Source organism: Micromonospora sp. NPDC047762, assembly GCF_043204655.1.
In the GTDB taxonomy this organism is placed as follows: Bacteria; Actinomycetota; Actinomycetes; order Mycobacteriales; family Micromonosporaceae; genus Micromonospora.
This window is the reverse complement of sequence record NZ_JBIDCQ010000001.1, coordinates 596,514-619,639: the sequence shown is the minus strand read 5'-3', so window position 1 is coordinate 619,639 and position 23,126 is coordinate 596,514. Positions and strand designations below refer to the sequence as shown.

General features: G+C 71.6%; 23 protein-coding genes. 13 read left to right on the top strand and 10 right to left on the bottom strand.

Annotated elements, in window-relative coordinates; translation table 11 throughout:
• Positions 1 to 6 precede the first annotated feature (6 nt).
• Positions 7 to 207: a hypothetical protein gene (locus ACGF3C_RS03060; protein WP_357197894.1), complete on the bottom strand. Its 201-nt coding sequence runs from the start codon at positions 205 to 207 to the stop codon at positions 7 to 9.
• A gap of 331 nt (positions 208 to 538) precedes the next feature.
• On the opposite strand from ACGF3C_RS03060, the gene ACGF3C_RS03055 reads away from it, so the two are divergent.
• Entirely contained in the window at positions 539 to 1,345 is an 807-nt protein-coding gene (locus tag ACGF3C_RS03055; RefSeq protein ID WP_393218270.1) for a Scr1 family TA system antitoxin-like transcriptional regulator, read from the top strand.
• On the top strand, positions 1,336 to 1,524 hold the full coding sequence (locus ACGF3C_RS03050) for a DUF397 domain-containing protein (RefSeq protein WP_393218267.1): 189 nt from the start codon (positions 1,336 to 1,338) through the stop codon (positions 1,522 to 1,524). The genes ACGF3C_RS03055 and ACGF3C_RS03050 overlap by 10 nt, the downstream gene beginning before the upstream one ends.
• Before the next feature lie 75 nt (positions 1,525 to 1,599).
• Here the strand turns inward: ACGF3C_RS03050 and ACGF3C_RS03045 are convergent, their stop codons facing one another.
• Entirely contained in the window at positions 1,600 to 2,076 is a 477-nt protein-coding gene (locus ACGF3C_RS03045; protein ID WP_357197902.1) for a MarR family transcriptional regulator, read from the bottom strand.
• 82 nt (positions 2,077 to 2,158) lie between these two features.
• On the opposite strand from ACGF3C_RS03045, the gene ACGF3C_RS03040 reads away from it, so the two are divergent.
• Positions 2,159 to 2,713: a carboxymuconolactone decarboxylase family protein gene (locus ACGF3C_RS03040; protein ID WP_393218262.1), complete on the top strand. Its 555-nt coding sequence runs from the start codon at positions 2,159 to 2,161 to the stop codon at positions 2,711 to 2,713.
• A 24-nt stretch (positions 2,714 to 2,737) separates the two neighbouring features.
• Here ACGF3C_RS03040 and ACGF3C_RS03035 read toward each other — a convergent pair whose 3' ends face one another.
• The gene (locus tag ACGF3C_RS03035) at positions 2,738 to 3,613 is read right to left on the bottom strand and encodes an alpha/beta fold hydrolase (RefSeq protein ID WP_393218259.1); all 876 of its coding nucleotides are present in this window, start codon (positions 3,611 to 3,613) and stop codon (positions 2,738 to 2,740) included.
• Positions 3,614 to 3,893: 280 nt separating this feature from the next.
• Between ACGF3C_RS03035 and ACGF3C_RS03030 the strand changes: the two genes are divergently transcribed.
• Positions 3,894 to 5,354, top strand: coding sequence for a menaquinone biosynthesis decarboxylase (locus tag ACGF3C_RS03030; RefSeq protein ID WP_124854289.1), 1,461 nt, complete (start codon positions 3,894 to 3,896; stop codon positions 5,352 to 5,354).
• The gene (gene mqnP / locus ACGF3C_RS03025; RefSeq protein ID WP_357226271.1) at positions 5,354 to 6,265 is read left to right on the top strand and encodes a menaquinone biosynthesis prenyltransferase MqnP; all 912 of its coding nucleotides are present in this window, start codon (positions 5,354 to 5,356) and stop codon (positions 6,263 to 6,265) included. Before ACGF3C_RS03030 ends, mqnP begins: the two co-directional genes overlap by 1 nt.
• Here the strand turns inward: mqnP and ACGF3C_RS03020 are convergent.
• Complete coding sequence (locus ACGF3C_RS03020; RefSeq protein WP_393218254.1) at positions 6,254 to 7,240, bottom strand: terpene synthase family protein; 987 nt, start codon at positions 7,238 to 7,240, stop codon at positions 6,254 to 6,256. The two genes, mqnP and ACGF3C_RS03020, sit on opposite strands and share 12 nt — an antisense overlap.
• 152 nt (positions 7,241 to 7,392) lie before the next feature.
• Between ACGF3C_RS03020 and ACGF3C_RS03015 the strand changes: the two genes are divergently transcribed.
• Positions 7,393 to 8,022 (top strand): UbiX family flavin prenyltransferase, encoded by a 630-nt coding sequence (locus ACGF3C_RS03015; protein ID WP_355004816.1) that lies wholly within the window; start codon positions 7,393 to 7,395, stop codon positions 8,020 to 8,022.
• Positions 8,023 to 8,166: 144 nt separating this feature from the next.
• Here the strand turns inward: ACGF3C_RS03015 and ACGF3C_RS03010 are convergent, their stop codons facing one another.
• Positions 8,167 to 8,433, bottom strand: coding sequence for a BldC family transcriptional regulator (locus ACGF3C_RS03010; protein WP_007454516.1), 267 nt, complete (start codon positions 8,431 to 8,433; stop codon positions 8,167 to 8,169).
• A gap of 270 nt (positions 8,434 to 8,703) precedes the next feature.
• Here ACGF3C_RS03010 and ACGF3C_RS03005 point away from each other — a divergent pair, with 270 nt between their 5' ends.
• From ACGF3C_RS03005 to ACGF3C_RS02995, 3 genes are read left to right on the top strand one after another with little or no spacing between them, the layout of a single operon-like run.
• Positions 8,704 to 9,162, top strand: a complete 459-nt coding sequence (locus ACGF3C_RS03005; protein ID WP_357226261.1) for an Lrp/AsnC family transcriptional regulator — start codon at positions 8,704 to 8,706, stop codon at positions 9,160 to 9,162.
• Between the two features lie 50 nt (positions 9,163 to 9,212).
• On the top strand, positions 9,213 to 10,043 hold the full coding sequence (locus ACGF3C_RS03000) for an SDR family NAD(P)-dependent oxidoreductase (protein ID WP_393218250.1): 831 nt from the start codon (positions 9,213 to 9,215) through the stop codon (positions 10,041 to 10,043).
• Positions 10,044 to 10,075: 32 nt separating this feature from the next.
• Complete coding sequence (locus ACGF3C_RS02995) at positions 10,076 to 11,167, top strand: PLP-dependent cysteine synthase family protein (RefSeq protein WP_393218247.1); 1,092 nt, start codon at positions 10,076 to 10,078, stop codon at positions 11,165 to 11,167.
• Positions 11,168 to 11,255: 88 nt separating this feature from the next.
• On the opposite strand, the gene ACGF3C_RS02990 is transcribed toward ACGF3C_RS02995, so the two are convergent.
• From ACGF3C_RS02990 to ACGF3C_RS02975, 4 genes are all read right to left on the bottom strand, one after another.
• The gene (locus ACGF3C_RS02990; RefSeq protein ID WP_357197933.1) at positions 11,256 to 11,876 is read right to left on the bottom strand and encodes a putative glycolipid-binding domain-containing protein; all 621 of its coding nucleotides are present in this window, start codon (positions 11,874 to 11,876) and stop codon (positions 11,256 to 11,258) included.
• 102 nt (positions 11,877 to 11,978) lie between these two features.
• Positions 11,979 to 13,811 (bottom strand): DEAD/DEAH box helicase, encoded by a 1,833-nt coding sequence (locus ACGF3C_RS02985; protein WP_393219063.1) that lies wholly within the window; start codon positions 13,809 to 13,811, stop codon positions 11,979 to 11,981.
• 344 nt (positions 13,812 to 14,155) lie between these two features.
• Positions 14,156 to 15,688, bottom strand: a complete 1,533-nt coding sequence (locus ACGF3C_RS02980; RefSeq protein WP_393218244.1) for a hypothetical protein — start codon at positions 15,686 to 15,688, stop codon at positions 14,156 to 14,158.
• A gap of 114 nt (positions 15,689 to 15,802) precedes the next feature.
• Positions 15,803 to 17,368, bottom strand: coding sequence for an NlpC/P60 family protein (locus ACGF3C_RS02975; RefSeq protein WP_357230833.1), 1,566 nt, complete (start codon positions 17,366 to 17,368; stop codon positions 15,803 to 15,805).
• Positions 17,369 to 17,607: 239 nt separating this feature from the next.
• On the opposite strand from ACGF3C_RS02975, the gene mqnE reads away from it, so the two are divergent.
• The 3 genes from mqnE to ACGF3C_RS02960 all read left to right on the top strand — a co-directional run bounded on the left by mqnE (position 17,608) and on the right by ACGF3C_RS02960 (position 19,623).
• Complete coding sequence (gene mqnE, locus ACGF3C_RS02970) at positions 17,608 to 18,777, top strand: aminofutalosine synthase MqnE (RefSeq protein ID WP_091395685.1); 1,170 nt, start codon at positions 17,608 to 17,610, stop codon at positions 18,775 to 18,777.
• A gap of 23 nt (positions 18,778 to 18,800) precedes the next feature.
• Positions 18,801 to 19,238 carry a hypothetical protein gene (locus tag ACGF3C_RS02965; RefSeq protein ID WP_355004821.1) on the top strand — a complete coding sequence of 146 codons (438 nt, stop codon included), beginning with the start codon at positions 18,801 to 18,803 and terminating at the stop codon, positions 19,236 to 19,238.
• Between the two features lie 73 nt (positions 19,239 to 19,311).
• Positions 19,312 to 19,623 carry a DUF4229 domain-containing protein gene (locus ACGF3C_RS02960; RefSeq protein WP_393219060.1) on the top strand — a complete coding sequence of 104 codons (312 nt, stop codon included), beginning with the start codon at positions 19,312 to 19,314 and terminating at the stop codon, positions 19,621 to 19,623.
• Between the two features lie 67 nt (positions 19,624 to 19,690).
• Here ACGF3C_RS02960 and ACGF3C_RS02955 read toward each other — a convergent pair whose 3' ends face one another.
• A complete protein-coding gene (locus ACGF3C_RS02955; protein WP_393218239.1) occupies positions 19,691 to 21,028 on the bottom strand; it encodes a C39 family peptidase in 1,338 nt (445 codons plus the stop codon).
• 210 nt (positions 21,029 to 21,238) lie between these two features.
• On the opposite strand from ACGF3C_RS02955, the gene ACGF3C_RS02950 reads away from it, so the two are divergent.
• Positions 21,239 to 23,116 (top strand): M14 family metallopeptidase, encoded by a 1,878-nt coding sequence (locus ACGF3C_RS02950; protein ID WP_393218236.1) that lies wholly within the window; start codon positions 21,239 to 21,241, stop codon positions 23,114 to 23,116.
• Positions 23,117 to 23,126 lie beyond the last annotated feature (10 nt).

Here is a 23,126-nt window from a genome sequence, read left to right as displayed (position 1 = left end):
CCGCGTCTACGGGGTGGGTCGCCAGGCCCGCATGGCCCGCTCGACCTGGACGGTGACCTGGTAGGACACCTCCGGTAGATCAGCCAACTCGATCCGCTCACCGCGCATCGCCAGTTGGGCGTGCAGCTCCCGGGCGACGGCGTCACGTAGCTCGACCAGCAGGGGCGACAACCCGTCCGGGTCGCCGACGACGTACGCGTCCGACATGAATCCACTCTGCTCCTGCGTCCCGCCGTTCGGCCAGGCACGGTGAGATGTGTCTGCCGGGCTTGACCCGGCCCTGGGCGGCGAGATGGCGGTGGCCCGCGCCTGGTCGCCCGTTGATCCACTCGGCTTTCAGGAGTCGGGGTGTCCTGCGGCCCGGGACACCGCGACTTCGCGAAACCCGAGTGGATCTTGTGCTTGCCGGCCACCCCGGGCGGGTCGCAGCTCGCGTTACCCCGATATGCGCGTCACGGCATGACGCAGCGTTGAGTGCTCGCTACCGTGCGGCAGGTGGGTCGCACGACCCGACAATTGCGGCGGAAGGTGGGGTGCGGTGACCACAGTGGTGTCCACGGCAGCGCTGATCCGGGAGCAGCTCCGGCGGTCCCGGCTCGCAGCCGGGCTGACCCAGGAGGAGTACGGCAAACGCGCGCACTACTCGCCGTCCATGGTGTCGGCCGTCGAGCTGGGGCACACGGCGCCCAACGAGGCGTACCTGACCCGGGCCGACGAGGTGCTCGACACTGGCGGCCTGCTGACCTCGCTGCGCGAGCTGGGTCGGCGCGACGGCGAGCCGATCTGGTTCCGCCCCTGGCTGGAGGTCGAACGGGTCGCCACCCAGCTGCGCTGCTTCGGCGCGACGATGATTCCCGGGCTGTTGCAGACCGCCGACTACGCCCGGGCGGTGTTCCGGCTCGACCTGGGGCTGACCGCCGACCGGGTGGAGGAGTTGGTGGCGGCCCGGCTGGAGCGGCAGACGATCCTCGACCGGGAGCACCCACCGCAGCTCACCGCCGTGATCGACGAGGCCGCGTTGCGGCGCTTCGCGGAGGGCTGCGCTGACGTGCTGGCCGACCAGTTGCGGCACCTGGTGGCGTGCGCCCGCCGCCCGCACATCAGGGTGCACGTGCTGCCGCAGGGTGTGGGCCTGCACGCCGGCCTCTTCGGGCCGTTCATCCTCGGCCGCACCGTCGACGGCAGTTGGCTCGGCTTCCTCGACAACCAGACCGGCGGCACCGCCGTGGACGACATCTTCGAGGTGGCGACCCTGCTCGGAAGGTGGGAGAGTCTGCGCAGTGACGCGCTGCCCCGGCAGCAGTCGATCGACCTGCTCGAGGAGATCGTGAAGCCATGGATCTGACCGGAGCCCGCTGGCGCAAGTCCACCCGGAGCGGCAACGACGCCGGCGCGTGCATCGAGGTCGCCGACAACCTGCCCGGCCGGGTGCACGTCCGCGATTCCAAGGACCGCGACGGCGACCTGCTGACCTTCAGCCCGGCCGCGTGGCGGGCCTTCGTCGACCTGGCCCGCACCCTCTGACCGTCCGCGAGCCGCGCAACTGGTCGGCGGCCCGTGATCAGCCGCCGAACCACGCAGCCGGTCGGCGGCGCGTGATCAGCCGCCGAACCAGCCGGGCACGTCGAGCCGGAACCAGTTCGCCGAGGCCATCGTGCCGAGGTCGTCTTCCATCGCGGTGACCCGTTCCGGGCCGAGCGTGTCCGCCCACTGTGCACGCAGCCGGTCGAAGATCTCGGCCGAGCGGCGTAGCCCGTCGGCGCCGCGCGGGGTCACCCGGACCAGCCGCCGTCGGGCGTCGGTGGGGTCGTCGACCCGCTCCAGGTAGCCGACGGCCACCAACCGGTCAACGGTCTTGCCGGCGGCCTGTTTGGAGATGCCCAGCCGTTGGCCCAGCTCGGTGGCGGTGGTGCCCTCCGCGCCGACCGCCTGGAGCACGAACCCGTGCAGCGGTCGCAGCTCCGGATGCCCCTCCCGGGCCAGCTCGGCGTGCAGATCGTCGATCAGCGTCCGGAAGCCGGCCAGCAGCAACAGCGGCAGCGCGAAGCCGGGGCGCGCGGGATCAGCGCTTGCCATGTTCGACAACCACGTTTACTATTTCGTCAACCACGTTGACCATCTTACGTCGTCCGATCCAATCTCTGGAAAGTAGGTAGCCATGCCCGTCTTCACCGCTCACACCGCCGAGACCGCGCCCGCCGCCGCCCGACGAGCCATCGAGGGCGTACGCGGCCGGTCCGGCTGGCTGCCCACCCCGGTGGCGCTGATGGCCGACTCGCCGCAGTTGCTCACCGGCTTCCTCACCGCCAGCGCGGGCTTCGAGCAGACCGACCTCGCCCCGCTGGAGCGGGAGGTGGTCATCCTGACGGTCTCCACCAGTCACGAATGCCATTTTTGCGTCGCCCTGCACAGCGGCAAGCTCACCCAACTCGGCGCGACCGCCGAGCTGATCACCGCGCTGCGTGCCGGCTCGGCGCTGCCCGAACCACGCCTGGAGGCGCTGCGCCGGTTCACACTGGCCGTGCTCGACCACCGGGGCGCAGTGCCGGACGACGAACTGGACGACTTCCTGGCCGCCGGCTACCAGCCCCGGCACGCGCTGGACGTGGTGCTCGGCGTCGGTGCGTACACCATGTCCACCTTCGCCAACCGGCTCACCCGGGCACCGCTCGACCCGCCACTGGCCGCTCACGCCTGGGCGCCCGCTGCCTGACCGCTGACACCTGCGGATCCCTGCTCAGGCCGCCTGGAGGAAGTCACGCAGCAGGGCGAGCATCTCGTCCGGACGCTCCTCGTACAGCCAGTGCCCGCAGTCCTCGATCACCTCGCCGCGGACCGTGTCGGCGTACCGGCGGACCTGCTCGGCAACCTGCCCACCGAGGCTGGCCGCCGATCCGACGGCCAGCACCGGCATGGTCAGCTTCGTGCCCCGGTACGCAGCGTTGTCCGCGATGTCCTGCTCGAACGCCCGGAAGTAGGCGAAGCTGGCCCGCAGATGTGCCGGGTCGCGCAGGTGGCTGGCGAACTCCTCGATGTCGGGCGCGCTGATGCTGCCCTTGCGCACCATCAGCGCGTCGGTGAACCTGTCCACCCAGAGCGACTCCCGCCCGTTGACCAGTGCCTCCGGAAGCCCATTGCCGAGAGAGAAGTAGCCGAAGTTCCACACCCCGGGCCCGGCCGAGGTGAGCGCGGGGAACGTGTAGATGCTCTCGTCGGGGATCGGCGCCTCGGTGAGCGCCAGCCGGCTCACCCGCTGCGGATGGGCGGCGGCGTACGCGTACGCCACCATGGTCCCCAGGTCGTGCCCGACCAGTCGAAGGTCACTGACCAGGCCGAGCTGGTCGAGTAGTCCGTGCAGGTCGGCGGCGACCGTCTTCTTGTCGTACCCGGTGTCCGGGGCGTCGCTGCCCCCGAAGCCGCGCAGGTCGGGCGCGACCACGTCGAAGGAGCGCCCCAACTCGGGCAGCAGGTGCCGCCACATGTACCAGCACTGCGGGTACCCGTGCAGCAGCACCAGCGGCGGGCCGGCGCCGCCACGGACGTAGTTCATGGTGATCTGGCCGACCCGAGCCCGCTGCTCGGTGAACCCCGCCGGAACCCGTTCCACGCCCATCGCCGCCTCCGCCCGCCGTCCGTCCGCCCGCCCGTGCCCTATGCCGTCCGCCCGCGCGCCTCCGTCCGCCCGCCGCCTGCCCGGCTACCCGCTCAACCGCCCGCCATGCCCGCGAGGTTCGGGTTCTGCCGGTTGATCCACTCGCCTTCCTTGAAGTCGCGGTGTCCGGCGGCCTGGGACACCGCGACTTCCTGAAAGCCGAGTCGATCAGGGGGGCGATCGCGAGCGTCACAGCACCCGGCTTGGGCCGTTCGGGAGCCCGTGCGGGAGACTGGGTGACATGGCGGCTCGTGGCTTCCCGTACACCGATCTCAAGGACTTCCTCGCGGCGCTGGAGCGCGCGGGGGAGTTGCGCCGGGTCGACGTCCCGGTCGATCCGACCCTGGAGATCAGCGAGGTGGTCACCCGGACGGTGCGGGCCGGCGGCCCGGCGCTGCTCTTCGAGCGTCCGACCCGGGGCGAGATGCCGGTGGCGATCAACCTGTTCGGCACCGAGAAGCGGATGGCGATGGCCCTCGGGGTGGAGAACCTCGACGAGATCGGCGCGCGGATCGGCGAGATGCTCAAGCCGGAACTGCCGCAGGGCTTCTCGGGCATGATGGGCGGGCTCGGCAAGGTCATGCAGCTCAAGTCCATGCCGCCGAAGAAGGTCAAGACGGCCCCCTGCCAGCAGGTGGTCTACCGCGGCGACGACGTCGACCTCAACCGGTTGCCCGGGCTGCAGGTCTGGCCGGGCGACGGCGGGATCTTCCACAACTTCGGGCTGACCCACACCAAGCACCCCGAGACGGGCAAGCGCAACCTCGGGCTCTACCGCCTGCAGCAGCACTCGCACAACACCATCGGCATGCACTGGCAGATCCACAAGAACTCCACGGCGCACCACGCGGTCGCCGAGCGGCTCGGGCAGCGCCTGCCGGTCGCGATCGCCATCGGTGCCGACCCCGCGGTCGCCTACTCGGCCAGCGCGCCACTGCCTGCGGACATCGACGAGTACCTGTTCGCCGGTTTCCTGAGCGGCGAGCGGGTGGAGATGGTCGACTGCCTGACCGTGCCGCTGCAGGTGCCGGCGCACGCGCAGATCGTGCTGGAGGGTTACATCGAGCCGGGCGAGCGACTGCCGGAGGGCCCGTTCGGCGACCACACCGGCTTCTACACGCCGGTCGAGCCGTTCCCGGTGATGCACATCGAAGCGATGACCATGCAGCGCAACCCCGTCTACCACTCGATCGTCACGTCGCAGCCGCCGCAGGAGGACCACGGCCTCGGCAAGGCCACCGAGCGGATCTTCGCACCACTGCTGCGCTTCCTGATCCCGGACATCGTCGATTACAACCTGCCCGCCGCCGGGGTCTTCCACAACTGCGCGATCGTGTCGATCCGTAAGCGCTACCCGAAGCACGCCCAGAAGGTGATGAACGCGATCTGGGGCGCGCACATGATGTCGCTGACCAAGCTGATCGTGATCGTCGACGAGGACTGCGACGTGCACGACTACAACGAGGTGGCCTTCCGCGCCTTCGGCAACGTGGACTACTCGCGCGATCTGCTGCTCACCGAGGGCCCGGTGGACCACCTCGACCACGCGTCGTACCAGCAGTTCTGGGGCGGCAAGGCGGGCGTCGACGCGACCCGCAAGTTACCCACCGAGGGCTACACCCGCGGCTGGCCGGAGGGGATGAGCATGAGTCCCGAGGTCACGTCCCTGGTCGACAAGCGCTGGAAGGAGTACGGAATCTGATGGCCGTCATCGACGCACCGGCGGCGAAGCCGGGCCGGACCAAATCCTTCCTGAAGCTCGTCGCCGTCGAGCACTCCGTCTTCGCGCTGCCGTTCGCGTTCCTCTCCGCGCTGGCCGCCATGCAGATCAACGGCGGCCGGGTACGGTGGCTCGACCTGCTGCTGATCACCGTGGCGATGGTCGGGGCGCGGACGTTCGCGATGGCCGCCAACCGGATCCTCGATCGCAGGATCGACGCGCGGAACCCGCGTACCGCCGGTCGGGAACTGGTCACCGGAGCGGTGAGCGTGCGGACGGCCTGGACCGGCGCGGCCGTCGCACTCGTGGTCTTCCTCGTCGCCGCCGCCCTGCTCAACCCGCTCTGCCTGGTGCTCGCGCCGCTCGCCGTGGTGCCGCTGGTCGTCTACCCCTACGCCAAGCGGTTCACCAACTGGCCGCACGCCATCCTCGGCATCGCCCAGGCGGTCGGCCCGGTCGGCGCCTGGCTGGCGGTCACCGGCACCCTGGACGGGTCCGGGCCGGCCTGGCTGCTCGGCGCGGCGGTGGGGCTGTGGATCGGCGGCTTCGACCTGATCTACGCCTGCCAGGACTCCGAGATCGACAGGGAGATCGGCGTGCACAGCGTGCCAGCCCGGTACGGTCGGCGCTTCGCGCTGCACGCCTCCTCTGTCGCGCACGTGGTGACCTTCGCGCTGTTCGTCTGGTTCGGTGCGCTGATCGGTCTCGGCTGGCTCTGGTGGATCGGGCTGGCGTTGACCGCCGTGGCGTTCGCCTACCAGCACCTGGTGGTCACCCCGACCGACCTCAGCAAGGTCAACCGGGCGTTCTTCACCGCAAACGGGTTCGTCGGCATCGCGCTGTTCTTCTTCGCCCTGCTCGACCTGGTGATCCGGCTCGGCCTACGGCCCTGAGGTCGGCGGGCTGGTGCTGACCGGGTAGCGGGCGCTCTCGAAGGTCCAGTCGATGGTCCCGCGCACGGCGTTCGCGATCCCGTCGAGATGGTCGGCGACCGTCTCGTCCAACGCCGGGCCGAACGACGGCACCGCGGCTCGCAACGCGACGAAGCGCCGCATCGCCTCCCGCCAGTGCTCGGCAGCCCGCTCGGCCGCCTCCGCCTCCGCGACGCCCAGTTCGGCCTCGATGGCGAGGACCAGATTGTGCCCGCCCGAGGTCACCCGGTCCCGTTTCAGTGAGGCCAGGTCGTTGTACCAGGAAAGCAGGTCGTTGCCGGTGCGGGCGATCTGACGCAGCAGCGGGTGGTGGTAGACCGGGTCGGGCAACGGCCGGCCGCTGACGAACTCCACGAGCGGGTACGACACCTCCGCCGCCGAGGTCGACCGACGTAGCTCGACGTACTCGTCCACGCTCGGACGGCGGCCGGCCTCCTTGGTGACGGCCTCCTGCCAGGTGCCGTCGAGGTGCCGGGCCACCGCGTCGGCGAAACGCTGCCGCCACCGTGCCGGCATCCGGCGGCGCGGCTCCCGCCAGGCCAGCACCAGCAGTCGGCGCAGCGGGCCGGTCAGCCCGGCCTGCCGCAGCCGGGTGCCGTCGTGCAGAAGCGCCAGGGTGCCGTTGCGCAGCGCCCGGATCTGCTCCGGTGTCAACCGGTCCGGCCCGTCGCAGGCGTCATCGACCAGAAAGAACCAGGTGAACATCGCGGCCAGCACCCGCAGGTCGGCTTCGGTCGCCGCCGGGTAGAGCCGCGCGGCGTACCGGGCGAAGGCGCCCTGGGACAGCCGGCGCAGCGCGGCGTCGTCCAGTGGAAAGCCGAGCTCGGGCAGCAGATCGAGCAGCCAGTCCTGCACACGATCGACGTGTGGTGGTGGAAGCCGGGGCGGGATCGGACATTCGGCACGCAGCGCCCGGAGGATCTCGCCGGTCGTCACCGATGCCTCCTCTTCGAGATGGATCCGGTGCGAATCGCCAGCGGCAGCATGTCAGATCGGCGGGTTGGGCCGGTGCCCCGCCCGACATGTCGGACCGGACCAACCACGGGGGTGCCCACCAGCGGACCAGCCGGACCAGGCAGGCTGGGGGCATGCGGGAACCATGGGTGGTCGGGGTCTCCGGTGCCTCCGGCACGCCGTACGCGGCGGCCGTCATCGGCGGACTGCTCGACGCGGGCGAGCCGGTGGACCTGATCGTGTCCCGGGCGGCACGACTCACAGTGCTCGACGAGACCGGCCGCCCCTTCCGTGACGGGCACTGGGCCGAGGACCTCGCCGCCTGGCTGGATCGGGACCTGACCGCGGCGGATGTGCGGCACTGGCCGGCCGGCGACCTGGCCGCCGGGCCGAGCAGCGGCTCCTACCGGGTACGCGGAATGGCAGTGGTCCCGGCCAGCACGGCCGCCTGCGCGGGCATCGCGATCGGGCTCTCCAAGGACCTGTTGCAGCGCGCCGCTGAGGTCAACCTCAAGGAACGCCGTCCCGTGGTGCTGGTCCCCCGGGAGACACCGGTGACCCGCAGCCACCTGGAGCACCTCATCGCCCTGCACGACGCGGGCGCGGTGGTGCTGCCGGCCAGCCCCGGCTTCTACGGCGCCGGGGCGGCGGCCAGCGCGCAGCAACTTGTCGACTTCGTGGCCGGCAAGGTGCTGGACGCGCTCGGCGTCCCGCACACCCTGTTCCGGCGGTGGTCCGGCCAGCTCGGCGCGGCCCGGAGCTGAGCCGTCCCGCTCGTGCTGGGCCATCCCGCTCGCGCTGGGCATGGTTGTGCTGCTCAGCACGAGCGGTGCTGCCGCCCGGCGGTTGGCCGAAGCGGGACGCGGACCGGACTGGTGTCCGGTCCGCGTGGCGTTGTCCGCACCAGTTCAGTACATGCCGGCGTTGGCCGGACCCGGCCCCGTGGATGCTGCCGGCCCCACATTGCGTGGCTTACCGACCTCATCCACTTCGTCCAGCATGCCCTCCCCCTCAAGCAGGGCTCGCACCTCGGATTCCCGAAACCGGCGATGCCCGCCTGGAGTCCGGATGCTTCCTATCCGGCCGGCCGCCGCCCATCTCGTCACAGTTTTCGGGTCTACCCGAAACAGCGCGGCGACCTCACCCGGTGTCAGCAGGCGATCTCCAGTGTCCACAGCCCCCTCCTCGCGTCGACGAAGCCCCCGGCTGAACACACTGCCCCCGGCTGGTGCGTAGCCCAGAGCCGTCATGAGGGACGTATGGCAATTACAGCACCAGGGACATGGCCTGTCCGCCCAAACGCGAAAAATGCACTGAGTGGGGAGTTAGTAATGTTACTGGTGCTACCTCGACCCTGACCGGTGGTTTATGAACAGTGACTCACCGCTCAGTCCAACGGGTGCCGAAGGCCGCACGTTACGCGTCAGCGGTTAAGGTGACTCTCTGTGGATGCCATCGACCTGAGCCTCGTCGACCTGCTGCGCGGCAACGCCCGCCTCTCGTACGCCGAGTTGGCCCGTCAGGTGGGTCTCTCGGCGCCGGCCGTGCACGAGCGGGTCGGCAAGCTGGAGAGCAGCGGCGTCGTCCGGGGCTACCGCGCGGATGTGGCTCCGGAGTCGATCGGGTTGGGTGTCACGGCGCTGATCGGCATCGTCGAGGACTCCGGTGCCGACAGCGACGACATGCTGGAGTCGCTGCGGGTGCTGCCCGAGATCGAGTCCTGCTACTTCATGGCCGGGGTGGAGTCGTTCCTGCTCAAGGCGCGGGTCGGCACGATCGCCGAGCTGGAGCAGTTGATCGTGCGGTTGAACCGGACGCCGGGGGTGGCCTCCACCCGTACCGCCATCGCGCTCTCCACGAAGTGGGAGAACCGCCCCCAGCCGGTCGGCCCGCCCGCGCCCTGACCGCCGCGTACCCCTGGTGTCGCCCGGGCGGCCAGCGGTAGCGTGCGCCGATGACCCAGCCGCCGCGTCCCGTGGCCGTGGTGACCGGCGCTGCCGGCGGCCTGGGCCGTGCCATCGCCACCGCGCTGCACACCGACGGTTGGTCGGTGCTGCTCACCGACCTTGACCCGGTGGCGGTGCAGAGCGCCGCCGCGCCGCTCGGCGGCTGGTCGGCCGCGCTGGACGTCCGGGACGAGGCCGCCTGCGCCGCCGTCGCCGCGGACGCGGCAGGCCGGGGTGACCTCGCCCTCTGGGTCAACAACGCCGGCATCCTGGTCACCGGTGCGTCGTGGGAGCACGACGCCGCGACCCGCCGTCGGCTGCTCGACGTGAACACCCACGGGGCCATGAACGGCACCCTCGCCGCGCTGGCCGTGATGCGCGCCCAGGGTCACGGCCACGTGCTCAACGTCGTCTCGCTGGCCGGGCTGATCGCCGCGCCCGGCGAGACGGTGTACGCGGCCAGCAAGCACGCCCTGCTGGCCTTCAGCCTCGGCACCCTGTCCGACCTGCGGATTGCCGGGTACCGGCGGGTGCACGTCTCCTGCCTCTGCCCGGACGGCATCTGGACCCCGATGCTGCACGACCGGCTGGACGACCCGGGGGCGGTGGCCTCGTTCACCGGATCGATGCTGACCGCGCAGCAGGTGGCGGCGCGGGCCGTCCGGCTGGCCCGCCGGCCACGTCCGGTGGTCAGCCTGCCCCGCTGGCGGGGAGCGCAGGTGCGCCTGTTGGACGCACTGCCCAGACTGGCCGTCGCACTCACCCCGATCGTCCGGGCCGCCGGCCGCGCCGGTCAGCGCCGCCAACGCCGCAGGTCAACGCCGCCGGACCCGCGCTGACCACCGCCGGCCCGCTTGCTAGGTTTCCGAGCGTGACTCATCTCGACCGGTGCGACGAATCCAGCAGAACCTGGGTGACCGAGGCGATCGCCGCCGTCGAGGCAGACGCCAACCGGTCCGCCGACACCCACCTGCTGCCGTTCCCGCTGCCCAGGGAGTGGGGGATCGACCTCTACCTCAAGGACGAGTCGTCACACCCCACCGGCTCGCTGAAGCACCGGCTGGCCCGTTCACTGTTCCTCTACGGGCTCTGCAACGGCTGGATCGGGCCGAGCACCACGATCGTCGAGGCGTCGTCGGGTTCCACGGCGGTCTCCGAGGCGTACTTCGCCCGGATGCTGGGCCTGCCGTTCATCGCGGTGATGCCCGCCTCCACCTCGCCCGAGAAGATCACCCAGATCGAGTTCCAGGGCGGCCGGTGTCACCTGGTCGACGACCCGGCGAGCGTGGTGGTCGAGGCCCGGTGGCTCGCCGAGGACTCCGGCGGGCACTTCATGGACCAGTTCACCTACGCCGAGCGCGCGACCGACTGGCGGGGCAACAACAACATCGCCGAGTCGATCTACGCGCAGTTGGAGCTGGAGCGGCACCCGATCCCCGCCTGGGTCGTGGTGGGCGCCGGCACCGGGGGCACCAGCGCGACCATCGGCCGCTACGCCCGGTACCGCCGGCTCGCCACCAAGCTCTGCGTCGTCGACCCGGACAACTCGGCGTTCTACCCGGCCTGGCTGGCCGCCGACTGGTCGGTACGCACCGGGAAGGGCTCCCGCATCGAGGGGATCGGCCGGCCCACCGTGGAGGCGTCGTTCCTGCCCTCGGTGGTGGACCGGATGGTCCAGGTGCCGGACGCGGCGTCCCTGGCCGCCATGCGCGCCGGCTCGGCGCTGCTCGGCCGCCGGGTGGGCGGGTCCACCGGGACCAACCTGTGGGGCGCGTTCGGACTCATCGCCGCGATGCTCGCCGAGCGTCGGACCGGCTCGGTGGTCACCCTGATCTGCGACCCGGGCGACCGGTACGCCGACACGTACTACGCCGACGACTGGGTGGCCGCCCAGGGCCTCGACCTGGCTCCGCACCTGGCCACCATCGAACGCTTCCTGGCCAGCGGGACCTGGCCCGCCTGAAGCGGTCAGCGGAGCCCCCATGGGCCGTCAGCGGAGCCCGACCCATCCCGGGCCGATCGGCCGAGCCACTGGCCCGTCACGAGGCTGATCAGCGCGGATCGATCCGTTCGGCCAGCCCGGGGTAGCGCACCACGTAGCCGCTGTCGTCCAGATCGATGTCGGCTGTGAAGGTGCCGCTGGCGAAGCGCACCCGACCGGGCCCGCGCCCGGTGTAGATCTGCTCGGCCGGCACCACCTCCAGGCCGGGCAGCAGCACCCAGGCAACTGTGATCCGGTGCGCCACATCGGCCGGCTCCGCCGCCATCCGAAGCCGGTGGACCGGCAGAGTGTTGAACAGCGGCGAACCGCTCAGGTCGACGTCGAGCGCGTCGGCCAGCCGGTCCGGGTCGTCCGTACCCGGCAGACCGGCGCGGGGATGACCGGCCGCGACCAGGGCGGCGTCCAGGTCGCCCTGCTCGGCGGTGGTCACCCGCCAGCGGCCGGCGGCCCGCTCCAGGGTCACCCGGCGCAGCCAGCCGAGACCCTCTGCCTCGACCTCGACGCGGGTGGTGGCCCAGTCCGGCGTGGTGGTCAGCTGATAGCGGGCGGTCCACGGGATCGGGTCCACGGCGAGCAGAGTGCCCCGGGCCGTCAACCCGTGGCCGTCGTCGAGCAGAACCTGCTCGCTGCCGGCGGTGTCCGTCCGGGACCAGAAGATCGACTTCGGCATGGTCGGCATGAGCCGGACGTTACGCGACCTGCTCGGTATCGGCAGGGCATGCGCGAACGCCGCCGCGAAGCCTGGGCTTCACGACGGCGTTCGGTAAATCAATCAGTAGGTACGAGCTGCCGGTCGCCCGCCGAAACCGCGCCGGTCGTCACGCGGGCGGTCCTCGCGGGGCCGGTCGTCGCGGGGCCGGTCGTCCCGGACCCGGCTCTCCGGGCGGAACCCACCCCGAGCGTCCCGGTCGCCGAAGCGCCGTTCACCCTGCGGCCGGTCGCCGAAGCGCCGCTCGCCGGTCGGTCGGTCGCCCCGACCGTCGCGGTCACCGAACTGCGGCCGGTCGCCGAACCGGCGCTCGCCCTGCGGCCGGTCGCCGTACCCCCGGGTGTCCCGATCGGCGTAACGCCGCTCGCCCTGCGGTCGGTCGCCGTAGCCCCGGTCGCCCTGCGGTCGGTCGCTGTGCTGCCGGTCGCCGAAGCGGCGCTCGCCCTGCGGTCGGTCGCTGTAGCTCCGGTCGCCCTGCGGGCGGCCGCCGTAGCTCCGGTCACCCTGCGGGCGGTCACCGAAGCGGCGCTCGCCGGTGGGCCGGTCGCCGTAGCGCCGCTCGCCGGTGGGCCGGTCGCTGTAGCTCCGGTCGCCCTGCGGGCGGCCGCCGTAGCTCCGGTCACCCTGCGGGCGGTCGCCGTAGCGCCGCTCGCCCTGCGGGCGGTCGCCGAACCGGCGCGGTCCGCCCGAGCGGTCGCCGTAGCCCCGGGGCTCCGCCTCGACGCGGACCGGGACGCCACTGGGCTCGCGGGCGCCGACCAGCTCGGCCAACGCCGCGTCCCCGACCCGGACCCGGGTCTCGGCCGGCGCGACGCCGGCCTTCTCCATCATCGCCAGGGTGGTACGGCGCTGCTTGGGCAGCACCAGCGTGGCGACCGCGCCCGACTCGCCGGCCCGGGCGGTACGCCCCGCGCGGTGCAGGTAGTCCTTGGGGTCCTTCGGCGGGTCGACGTGCAGCACCAGGGTGACCCCGTCGACGTGGATGCCTCGCGCCGCCACGTCCGTGGCGACCAGCACGTTCATCCGGCCCTCACGGAACTCGGCGAGCGTCTTGGTGCGCATCCGCTGGGTCTTGCCGCCGTGCAGCCCACCGGCGCGTACGCCGACGGCCGCGAGCTGCTCGACCAGCCGGTCCACACCGAGCTGCGTGCGGGCGAAGACCATGGTCCGGCCGTCCCGGGCGGCGATCGAGGCCGCCACCGGGAACTTCTCGTGCGGCGGGATCAACAGCATGTGGTGGTCCATGGTGGACACCGAGGCGGTGGAGGGCGCCGTGGAGTGGGTGACCGGGTCGGTCATGAACCGCTTGACCAACGCGTCGACGTCACCGTCCAAGGTGGCCGAGAAGAGCAGCCGCTGACCGCCCGCGGGCGTCTTCGCCAGCAGATCGGTCACCTCGGGCAGGAAGCCCATGTCGGCCATCTGGTCGGCCTCGTCGAGCACCGTCACCTCGACGTCGTCGAGCTGGCAGATGCCCCGTTCGATGAGGTCGCCGAGTCGGCCCGGGGTGGCCACGATGATCTCCACGCCGCGGCGCAGCGCGTCGATCTGCCGGTCGTACGGGACGCCGCCGACGGCGGTCTTGAGGAAGATGCCGACGGACTTGCCCAACGGCACCAGGGCGTCGTTGACCTGCATGGCCAGCTCGCGGGTGGGCACCAGGACCAGGGCGCGCGGACGCATCGGCCGGGCCCGGTTGCGGTTGGCCAGCCGGGCGATCATCGGCAGACCGAAGGCGAGCGTCTTGCCCGACCCGGTCTGCCCGCGGCCCAGCACGTCGCGGCCGGCGAGCGCGTCCGGAACGGTGGCCCGCTGGATCTCGAACGGGCTGGTGATGCCCTGCTGGGCCAGCGCGCGGACCAACTGCTCCGGAAGGCCGAGAGCGGCGAAGCTCATCGGCTCGGCGGTCTCGGTCTGAGCGGTCGCTACCGCAGGGGTGCCGGCCTCGCTCGGGGCGACGTCGAGCTGCTCCCGGGAGGCGTCGGCCGCCGGGACTGAGTTGAAAACGGACGTAACGGTGCTGTGGTCAGCAGAGGTGGTCAACAAAAACCTTTCGAGCGGGGCGCATCTTCGCGATGGCCTGCCGCGGCTGTGCCGCCGGATCGCCCGCAAGATCGCCCAGGGGCGCACACCACGCGCGCCGGGTCAGTGATCTCAACCAGTGTACGGCGGTCTGGCGAAGCCGCCAGTCGGTTGACCGACCGTAGTGGGCGGACTCACCATCGCCGGCGCTCGCTGGCTCACCCGTTGAGCACGCTGCCCACCAGACCGTCCAGGGCGTCGCCGGCCAGCAGGACGACCATGACACTGATCGCGACCAGCAGCCCCAGAGCGGCGGCCAGGACGATCATCACCCGGGCGTTACTGGACCGTTCGGCCGGCGTGTCGGACCACCCCTGGGCCAGGATGTGCCCGGTCAGCGAGCCTGAGTTCTCCACCGCGTTGGCGGGTATCGCGACAGTGGTGAAGCCGGCGCCCTCGCCGTTGCCGTAGACGGTGCCGGCCAGGTCGGTGCGGTTGTCGCGCCGCCCACCACGGGCGCCGGCAGCGTCCCGTCCGGCGGAGCCAGCCGGCGGGCCGCTCGGCGGCGCGGTCACACGCGAGTTTCCGGCGTGCGCGGTCGACGAAGGTGCCCCGGCGGTGGACGGTGGCCAGCTCGGCAGTGCCGGTGCGGGCACCACCGGCGGCGCGGAGACGGCTGCACCGGCCCAGCCGGCACCGGACGTCGGGCGGGTCGCCCCGGCGGGGGACGACCACCCGGCTGGTGGTGCGGAGACCGAGGCGCTGGCCCGTACGCCGGGCGTGTCGGTCATCGCGGGCGGCGGCGGAAACGGCGGTGCCGGCATCGGGCCGGGCGGGGCCGGTGGTGCCGGCACCGGCGGACCGGGTGGCGGCAGCGGCGGGCTCGGGACGGGCGGCGTCGGCGGACCGGGGATGGGCGGCATCGGCGAGGGCGGCGGGGACGGCGGGCCCGGAAGGGGTGGAACCGGATCGGGCGGCGGCGTCGGTCGGGGACCCGGCGTCGGCGCCGGACCGGGCGGGTACGGACCCGGGGCCGGCGCGGGCTCCGGTTCCGGTGGCGACGGCTGGGTCGGCCCGGGGCCGGGTGGCGTGGGGTCCGGCTCCGGCTCCGGAGTCGACGGCGTCGGAGGTTGGGCCGGCTCGGCACCCACCGGCGCGGCTCGATAGACGGCGGGCGCGCTCTCGCGACGGTCCGGGGTGCCCAGGGCGCTGGCAGTGCCCCGGCTGCTGCTCGGAACCGTGGCGCTGGCCCGGGCCGGCGCTGAGGAGTCGCTTCGCTGGCCCGGCAACGACACGTCGGCTGGGCTGGCCGAGCCGGTCGCACGGTAGGTGGTCGCGGTGACCGGAGCGCTGGCCGGCAGGTCACTGCGGAGAGCGCCGGCGGTCACGACGCTGGCACGTGCGCGTACCGGTGCCGCCGCCGGGCTCTGGCGCTCGTCGCCGGCCGCCGCGTCGTCATCGGCGTTGGTCGAGTCGTCAGCGACGACCGCTGCCGTGCCACCGCCGACCTGACCGCTGACCGCCGTGCCGCTGACCGCCGGGGCGGCGTCGCTGGCGGCGGAGCCGGCGTCCGTCGAGCTGGTGTCGCTGCCTGTCGAGCTGGTGGCAGCCGGGTTGGCGTCGCTGGCAGCCACCGGCTCGGCGGTGTCCGGCCCCGGTGGGCCGGGCTGGTCGACGGTGTCCGGCCCTGGTGGGCCGGCCTGGTCGACCACGGGGTCGACAGTCTCCGCCGGATCTCTCTGCTCGGCCATTTCCGCCCTCCGCGCCGTGCTCGCACCCGGACCCGTGACGTCGAGTCGGATGTGCCTGGTTGTCACGGTGCCACAGATCTTCCCGAGCGGACAGCCGGAGCCGGTCGTGGCGGATCAGCCCGTGGCGCTGGGGCTGCCCGTCGCGCTGCTACTGCTCGACGCGCTCGTGCTGGCCTTCGGCGTGGTCGGCGGAGACGTGCTGGCCGGCGCGCTGGTCGTTGCCGGGGGCAGGGTCGTCGGAGGGTTGCTCGCAGTGCTCGACGGCTTCGGCGTGGTGCTGCCGGTCGGAGTGGGCGTCGGGGTGGTCGTCAGCGTCGGCGTCGGCGTCGGCGTGGGCGTCGCGCTCTCGGTGGGCTTCGGGGTGGTGGTCTTCGTCGGCGACGGTGTGGGCGTCGGCTTGGTGGTCTTCGTCGGCGACGGGGTGGGCTTCGGGGTCGACACGGGCGGGGTCGGGTTGGTCACGACCGGTGCCGGCACCGCGCCGATCACCCGGGTGGCGGCGTACAGCCGGGACCAGCGGACGACCGAGATCTTGACGACGTCGCCAGTGGTGGGCGCCTGCACCATCTTGCCGTTGCCGATGTACATGCCCACGTGGTGGATCGTCGTCCAGCTGCTGCCTGAGGCGAAGAAGAGAAGGTCGCCGGGGAGCAGCGCGCTCTGCGGGACGGTGCGGCCCCGGGTGGCGGCGTACTGGTCGCGGGAGACCCGTGGCAGGTCGAAGTAGTCAGCGCCGGGGGACCGGTACGCCGCCCACATCAGGCCGGAGCAGTCGAACTGGTTCGGCCCCTCCTCGGACCACTTGTACGGGTCGCCGAGCTGGGCGAGCGCGTACCGGACCGCGGCCAGTGCCCGGGGGTGCGCGGCCATGCCGCTGATGCTCTGGTTGGAGACGTAGCCGGCACCGATCTGCTGCTCGGCGGCTTCCTGCTGACGTTCGATCTCGATCAGCGCGGCGGCGTTGTCCCGGCGCAGCTTGAGCAGGCTCGCCTCGGCGGTGCGCAGCGCCGTCTCACCGGTGGTGAACTCCGCCTCGGCGGCGGCAAGCAGATCCTTGGCCTGGCTGTGCTTCTGGTACGCGGCCTGCTCGCCCGCGCGGGCCCGGGACAGCTCCCCGGCCACGCCGGTGGTGCCGCCGTCGACCTTCTCGCCACGGGTGATCGCCTGGAGGCGGCTCAGCCCGCGGATGTCCTGGGCGAAGTCGCCCGGCGGCAGCGCGGCGGCGGCCTTGACGGCCTCGGCGGCGGCGGTGTCGGCCGACTGCTGGGCCCGGAGCAGGGCGTCCTGCGCGGTCGCCAGCGCCTTGCCGGCCGCGTCGAGCTGCGCCTGGGCGTCGACGCGTTTCTGCCGCCTCACCAGCAAATCCTCGCCGAGCGCGCCGACCTGGACCTCACCGGCGGAGATCGCGGTGGCCAGCGGACCGTTGCCGATGTTGACCACCGGAGGGGCGGGCACGCCGGCGACCGGCGCGCCGCCGGGCAGTTGGAGCGAGCCGGTGACCGCCGGGCGCGAACCCGTGTCCGGCACTGTGGTCGGCACGCCGGGCTCCGCGTACGCGGGGGTGGCCAGCACGGCTGCGGCGATCGCGCCGAGCAGGGCGGCCCAGAGCTTCGGACGCAGGACCGGCGAGATCACCGGGCTCCGTCGTCGCTGCCGTCGCCCGCGCCCGCTGTAGACCATGCCGCTCCCCGTCCAACCACTCGTCGTCGCGCTCGGTGGGCGCGACCGCCGGGACGGTACCAGTGTGTGTGTTCCGCCCCACCTTGTTACTACCGCACCGCGCCACTCATGTCGATGTGTTGTCGGGTTACGGGAGGCTGAGAGTCTGGTGAGGTGGGTCGCTGCCAGCGACCGTGCCGGCAGGCCCGTCGGTGTCGCGACGTACGCTCGATCCGGACCGCAGGTGGAAGGGACGTGCCATGGACGCCGGACTCAAGCGTGAGCTCGAAGCGAAGGTGTACGCCGGTGAGCGGCTGACCCGGGAGGACGGGGTCGCCCTCTACGAGAGCGACGACCTGACCTGGCTGGGGCGGCTGGCGCACCACAAGCGCACCGAGCTGAACGGCGAGCGGGTGATGTTCAACGTCAACCGGCACCTCAACCTGACGAACGTCTGCTCGGCGTCCTGTGCGTACTGCTCGTTCCAGCGCAAGCCGGGCGAGAAGGACGCGTACACGATGCGCATCGACGAGGCGGTCCGCAAGGCCAAGGAGATGGAGGACGAGCAGCTCACCGAGTTGCACATCGTCAACGGCCTGCACCCCACGCTGCCCTGGCGTTACTACCCGAAGGTGCTGCGCGAGCTGAAGGCGGCGCTGCCGAACGTCAAGCTCAAGTGCTTCACGGCGACCGAGGTGCAGTGGTTCGAGAAGATCAGCGGCCTGAGCGCCGACGAGATCCTCGACGAGCTGATGGACGCCGGTCTGGAGTCGCTGACCGGTGGCGGCGCGGAGATCTTCGACTGGGAGGTCCGACAGCACATCGTCGACCACGCCTGCCACTGGGAAGACTGGTCGCGCATCCACGCCCTGGCGCACAGCAAGGGCATGAAGACCCCGGCGACGATGCTGTACGGCCACATCGAGGAGCCCCGGCACCGCGTCGACCACGTGCTGCGGCTGCGCGAGTTGCAGGACGAGACCGGCGGCTTCGCGGTCTTCATCCCGCTGCGCTACCAGCACGACTTCGTCGACTCGGCGGACGGCAAGATCCGCAACCGGATCCAGGCGCGCACCACGATGGCCTCGCCGGCCGAGTCGCTGAAGACGTTCGCCGTCTCCCGGCTGCTCTTCGACAACGTGCCGCACCTGAAGAACTTCTGGGTGATGCACGGGCTGTCGGTGGCCCAGCTCTCGCTGAACTTCGGCGTGGACGACCTGGACGGCTCCGTCGTCGAATACAAGATCACCCACGACGCCGACTCGTACGGCACCCCGAACACCATGCACCGGGACGACCTGCTGCACCTGATCTGGGACGCCGGCTTCCAGCCCGTCGAGCGGGACACCCGCTACAACGTGGTCCGGGAGTACGACAAGGCCCCGTCGCTGGCCGAGCGGCGCGCCGAGCCGCAGCAGGTCTGGGCCTGAGCCACCACGTACCCTCGCAGTCGATGACCGAGCAACGAGGACCTGAGCCGCAGAGCGGGTTTCCCCGCCGGGACGCCGAGGGCCGCATCCGTACCCTGGGCGATCTGCTCGGGGTGTGCCTGGCCGGCCTGGTCATCGGCGTGCTCGCGTTGGTGTTGTTCGACTGGGCGTTCGCCTCGATCGGCGCCGGCGACTTCGGGCACACGAACGGTTGGCTGGCGGTGATCCTGCCGGCCTGGCTGTTCTGGGACGACTTCCGGGCCTGGGAGTTCGGCGCCGCCCGGGTGGTGGCGGCGGTGGTCGCCGCTGCCGTCGGGGTGTTCGCCGGGTTGCTGATCGCCGGTCTGGGTGCGGGGTTGCCGCCGCTGCTCTCCGGGGCGTTGGCGGCGGCGGCGTTCACTGTGGCGTACGCGGCCCTCTGGTTCCCGGGTGTCCGCTGGCTGGCCCGCCGGACCGGCTGACCGCGACCGCCCGTCGGGCGGCTCGACCCTTCCGCCGGCAGTGGCGGGCGACGGAGAGAACGGAGTGGTGCAGGTGAGTGCCGCGCTCAAGTACACGCTGGGCCGGATCGGGCTGTTCGTCGCAGTGCTGGCGGGCCTCTGGCTGGTCGACATGAACGTGTTCCTGAAGCTGATGCTGGCGCTGGTGTTCTCCGCCGCGCTCTCCTTCTTCCTGCTGCGTGGTTGGCGGGACGAGATGGCCGGGGAGATCGCCGAAGCAGCCGAGCGCCGCCGCACCGAGAAGGAACGCCTCCGCTCCGCCCTGGCCGGCGAAGACCAAGCCCAAGCCCAAACCCAAACCCCCACCCCAGACCCCCCCACCCAAACCCCCGACTCCCCGCGTTGATCATGAAGTTATTGCCACGACACGCCGATCGGTCGGGCAATAACTTCATGATCAACCGCATCCGGGTCTACCAGTTGGTGGAGCCGGGGACCTTGGGCCAGGGCTTTGTGGTGGGCTTGATCAGGTACGCGATGCCGCCCGAGCCGCCGGAGACGCCGCCGCTGGCGTTGGTGCGCTTGGTGCGCAGCCAGATCTGCTCGAACTGCGCACGCTTGTAGACGTTGCGCACGACGTCGTTGCTGGACGAGGCCGGGTCGTTGACGATCACGTCGCCGTCGGCGGTGAAGCCGACCACCACGAAGAGGTGTCCGGAGGTGCCGTAGTTCGCCCCGTCCAGCTCACTGGCGAGGAATGACTGGCTGGTCACGACGGGGATGCCGGCGGCGATGAAACGCTCCAGCTCGTCCAGCGAGTGCAGCCGGGTCACCCGGCCCTCCAGCCCGGGGAAGCTGGCCGCGTACGCGGTGTTGAACGGCCAGTTGCCCGCGCCGTCGTACGCGTAGTCGTAGGTCATCCGGGCGGCGTGGTTGACGGTCGGGTCGGGGTAGGTGGGGTCCACCCAGGAGGTGTCGGCCGCCGACGGTCGGCGACCCCAGTACTCGACGACCATCTCCGTCGAGGTGGGTGAGCACCACGCCTCGCCGCCGCCGTCGTACTCGGGGTAGTGCCCGGAGTGCACGTTCTGCGAGTAACGCGGCACCGGCAGTTCCCGGCCCCAGGCGATGTGTCCGGCGCTCGGCGGCACCGTGAACCGGTCCGGCACCGTGGAACTCATCGCGCCGAGCATCCGGACCACCGGGGCGGCGCTCTGCCCGGGAGCGCGGTAGAGGGTCAGCTTGAGCTGGTACGACCGCAGCAGCACCCCGGCGGTGGCGTCGTCGATGCTGAAGGTGTCGGTCCAGATCGTCGACCAGGGGTCGCCCTGCCGGTTGACGCTGGTCCGCCGGATGTCGGTGTCGCCGGACGCCCAGCGACCCAGGACGTACCACGGGGTCTGGTCGCCGCTCGTGTAGCTGCCCTGCATCTCCACCTGGATCCAGGTGCCGGCGGGGGTCTCCGCGTTCCAGGAGGCGATCAGTTCGGTGGCGTCGAACCCGACCCGGGTCACCGGCGAGGTCCAGGTGCCGTACTCCCAGGTGCGGGTGGTGCCGGTGTGCGGGTCCGCGTACTCGGTGGTGCCGGCCGGGCGGGCCAGGGTGACGCCCGATCGGGCGCCGGGCACGACGCGGGTGCCGGCCCGGCTGCCCCGGTGCCAGTCGGCGGGCCCGGACCAGTCCTGGTAGGTGATCTGCTCGTCGTGGGCGGGGGCGGGCGGGTGCGCCGCCAGCGCGGGTGTGGCGCTGGTGAGCAGTGTGAGCGTGGTGACGCCGGCGAGGGCGGCCGCGCGCAGGCGGGGTCTGGCCATGGGTGCTCCGCGGTGTCGAGGGGGCATCGTCGCTGGTCAGTTTTCCGCTTGGAGGGAAGTTTCGCCAGATGTTGATAGGTGGAAAATCATTGCCGCCATGATGATCCGCCTGGGATGGCCAACACAACGATCAATGTTGATATGACCATGTGACAGGTGGTGAAGTGTCCTTCACCGAGCGGGATCTCCCGCCCATCGAGGAGGTAGTCCATGGCCCTCCGCACGCCCATCCCCCTCCGCCGTGTCCTGGTGCTCGCTGTCGTCACCGGGCTGGGCATCGTCACCGTCGCCGCCGGCCCGGTCGCCGCCCGACCGGCACCGGACCGCACCGCTGAGCAGGCCGCCGCCGGCTACCGGGTGCTCGGGCCCCGGACCCTCGCCGACCGCAACGCGGTGGCCCGCACCGGAGCCGCCATCGACTACTCCGAACACGGCGTGCTGCACATCTCGGCCACCGCGGCCGAGGCCGCCGCGATCGGCAAGCTCGGCTTCCGTTTGGAACCGCTCGCCCCGCCACCCAACGCCGAACGAGGCGCTGGCGACTTCGGCGCGCTGGCCTTCCCGCCGGCCGACTCGAACTACCACGACTACGCGGAACTGACCGCCGTCGTGAACCAGGTCGTCGCCGACCATCCGGCGATCGCCCGCAAGATCAGCATCGGTTCGTCGTACGAGGGCCGCGACCTGATGGCCGTGAAGATCTCCGACAACGTCGGCACCGACGAGAACGAGCCGGAAATCCTGTTCAACTCCCAGCAGCACGCTCGTGAGCACCTGACCGTCGAGATGGCGATCTACCTGCTCAACCTCTTCACCGACAGCTACGGCAGCGACTCCCGGATCACCAACATCGTCAACGGCCGGGAGCTCTGGATCGTGCCGACGGTCAACCCGGACGGCAGCGAGTACGACATCGCCACCGGGTCGTACCGGTCCTGGCGCAAGAACCGGCAACCCAACAGCGGCTCGTCCAACGTCGGCACCGACCTGAACCGCAACTGGTCCTACAACTGGGGATGCTGCGGCGGCTCGTCCGGCACCACCTCGTCGGAGACCTACCGGGGGCCGTCGGCGTTCTCCGCGCCCGAGACGCAGGCGCTGCGCAACTTCGTCAACGGCCGGGTCGTCGGCGGTGTGCAGCAGATCAAGGCCAACATCGACTTCCACACGTACTCGCAGCTGGTGCTCTGGCCGTACGGCTACACCACGGCGAACACCGCGACCGGGATGAACGCGGACCAGTACAACACCTTCGCCACCATCGGTCAGCAGATGGCGGCCACCAACGGCTACACCCCGGAACAGTCGAGCGATCTCTACATCACCGACGGAGACAGCCTCGACTGGATGTGGGCGACCCACAACATCTGGGCGTACACCTTCGAGATGTACCCGGGCTCGTCCGGCGGCGGCGGCTTCTACCCGCCCGACGAGGTGATCCCGGCGCAGACCTCGCGCAACCGGGAGGCGGTGCTGCTCCTCAGCGAGTACGCCGACTGCCCGTACCGGGCCATCGGCAAGCAGGCGCAGTACTGCGGCGGCGGTGGCGGAACCACTGTCTGGTCGGACACCTTCGAGACCGCCACCGGCTGGACCATCAACCCGTCCGGCACCGACACCGCCACCCTCGGCGCGTTCGAGCGGGGCGCCGCCCAGGCGACCACGTCCTCCGGAGCCAAGCAGCTCACCCCGTACGCCGGATCCAACGACCTGGTCACCGGCCGGCTCGCCGGCTCGGCGGCCGGTGACTACGACGTGGACGGCGGAGTGACCAGCGCCCGGTCACCGGCGGTGACACTGCCGTCGTCCGGCACGCTGACGCTCTCGCTCGCCTGGTACCTGGCGCACGGCTCGAACGCCTCGTCGGCGGACTACCTGCGGGTGAGCGTGGTGCACAACGGCGGCACCACAGCGCTGCTCACCCAGGCCGGCGCGGCCAGCAACCGTAACGGAACCTGGGCGGTGGCCAACCTCAACCTCACCCCGTACGCCGGCCAGTCGGTCCGCGTGCTCGTCGAGGCGGCGGACGCGTCCGGAGCCAGCCTGGTGGAGGCGGCTGTGGACAACGTCACCATCACTTCCTCCTGATCGGGTGGGG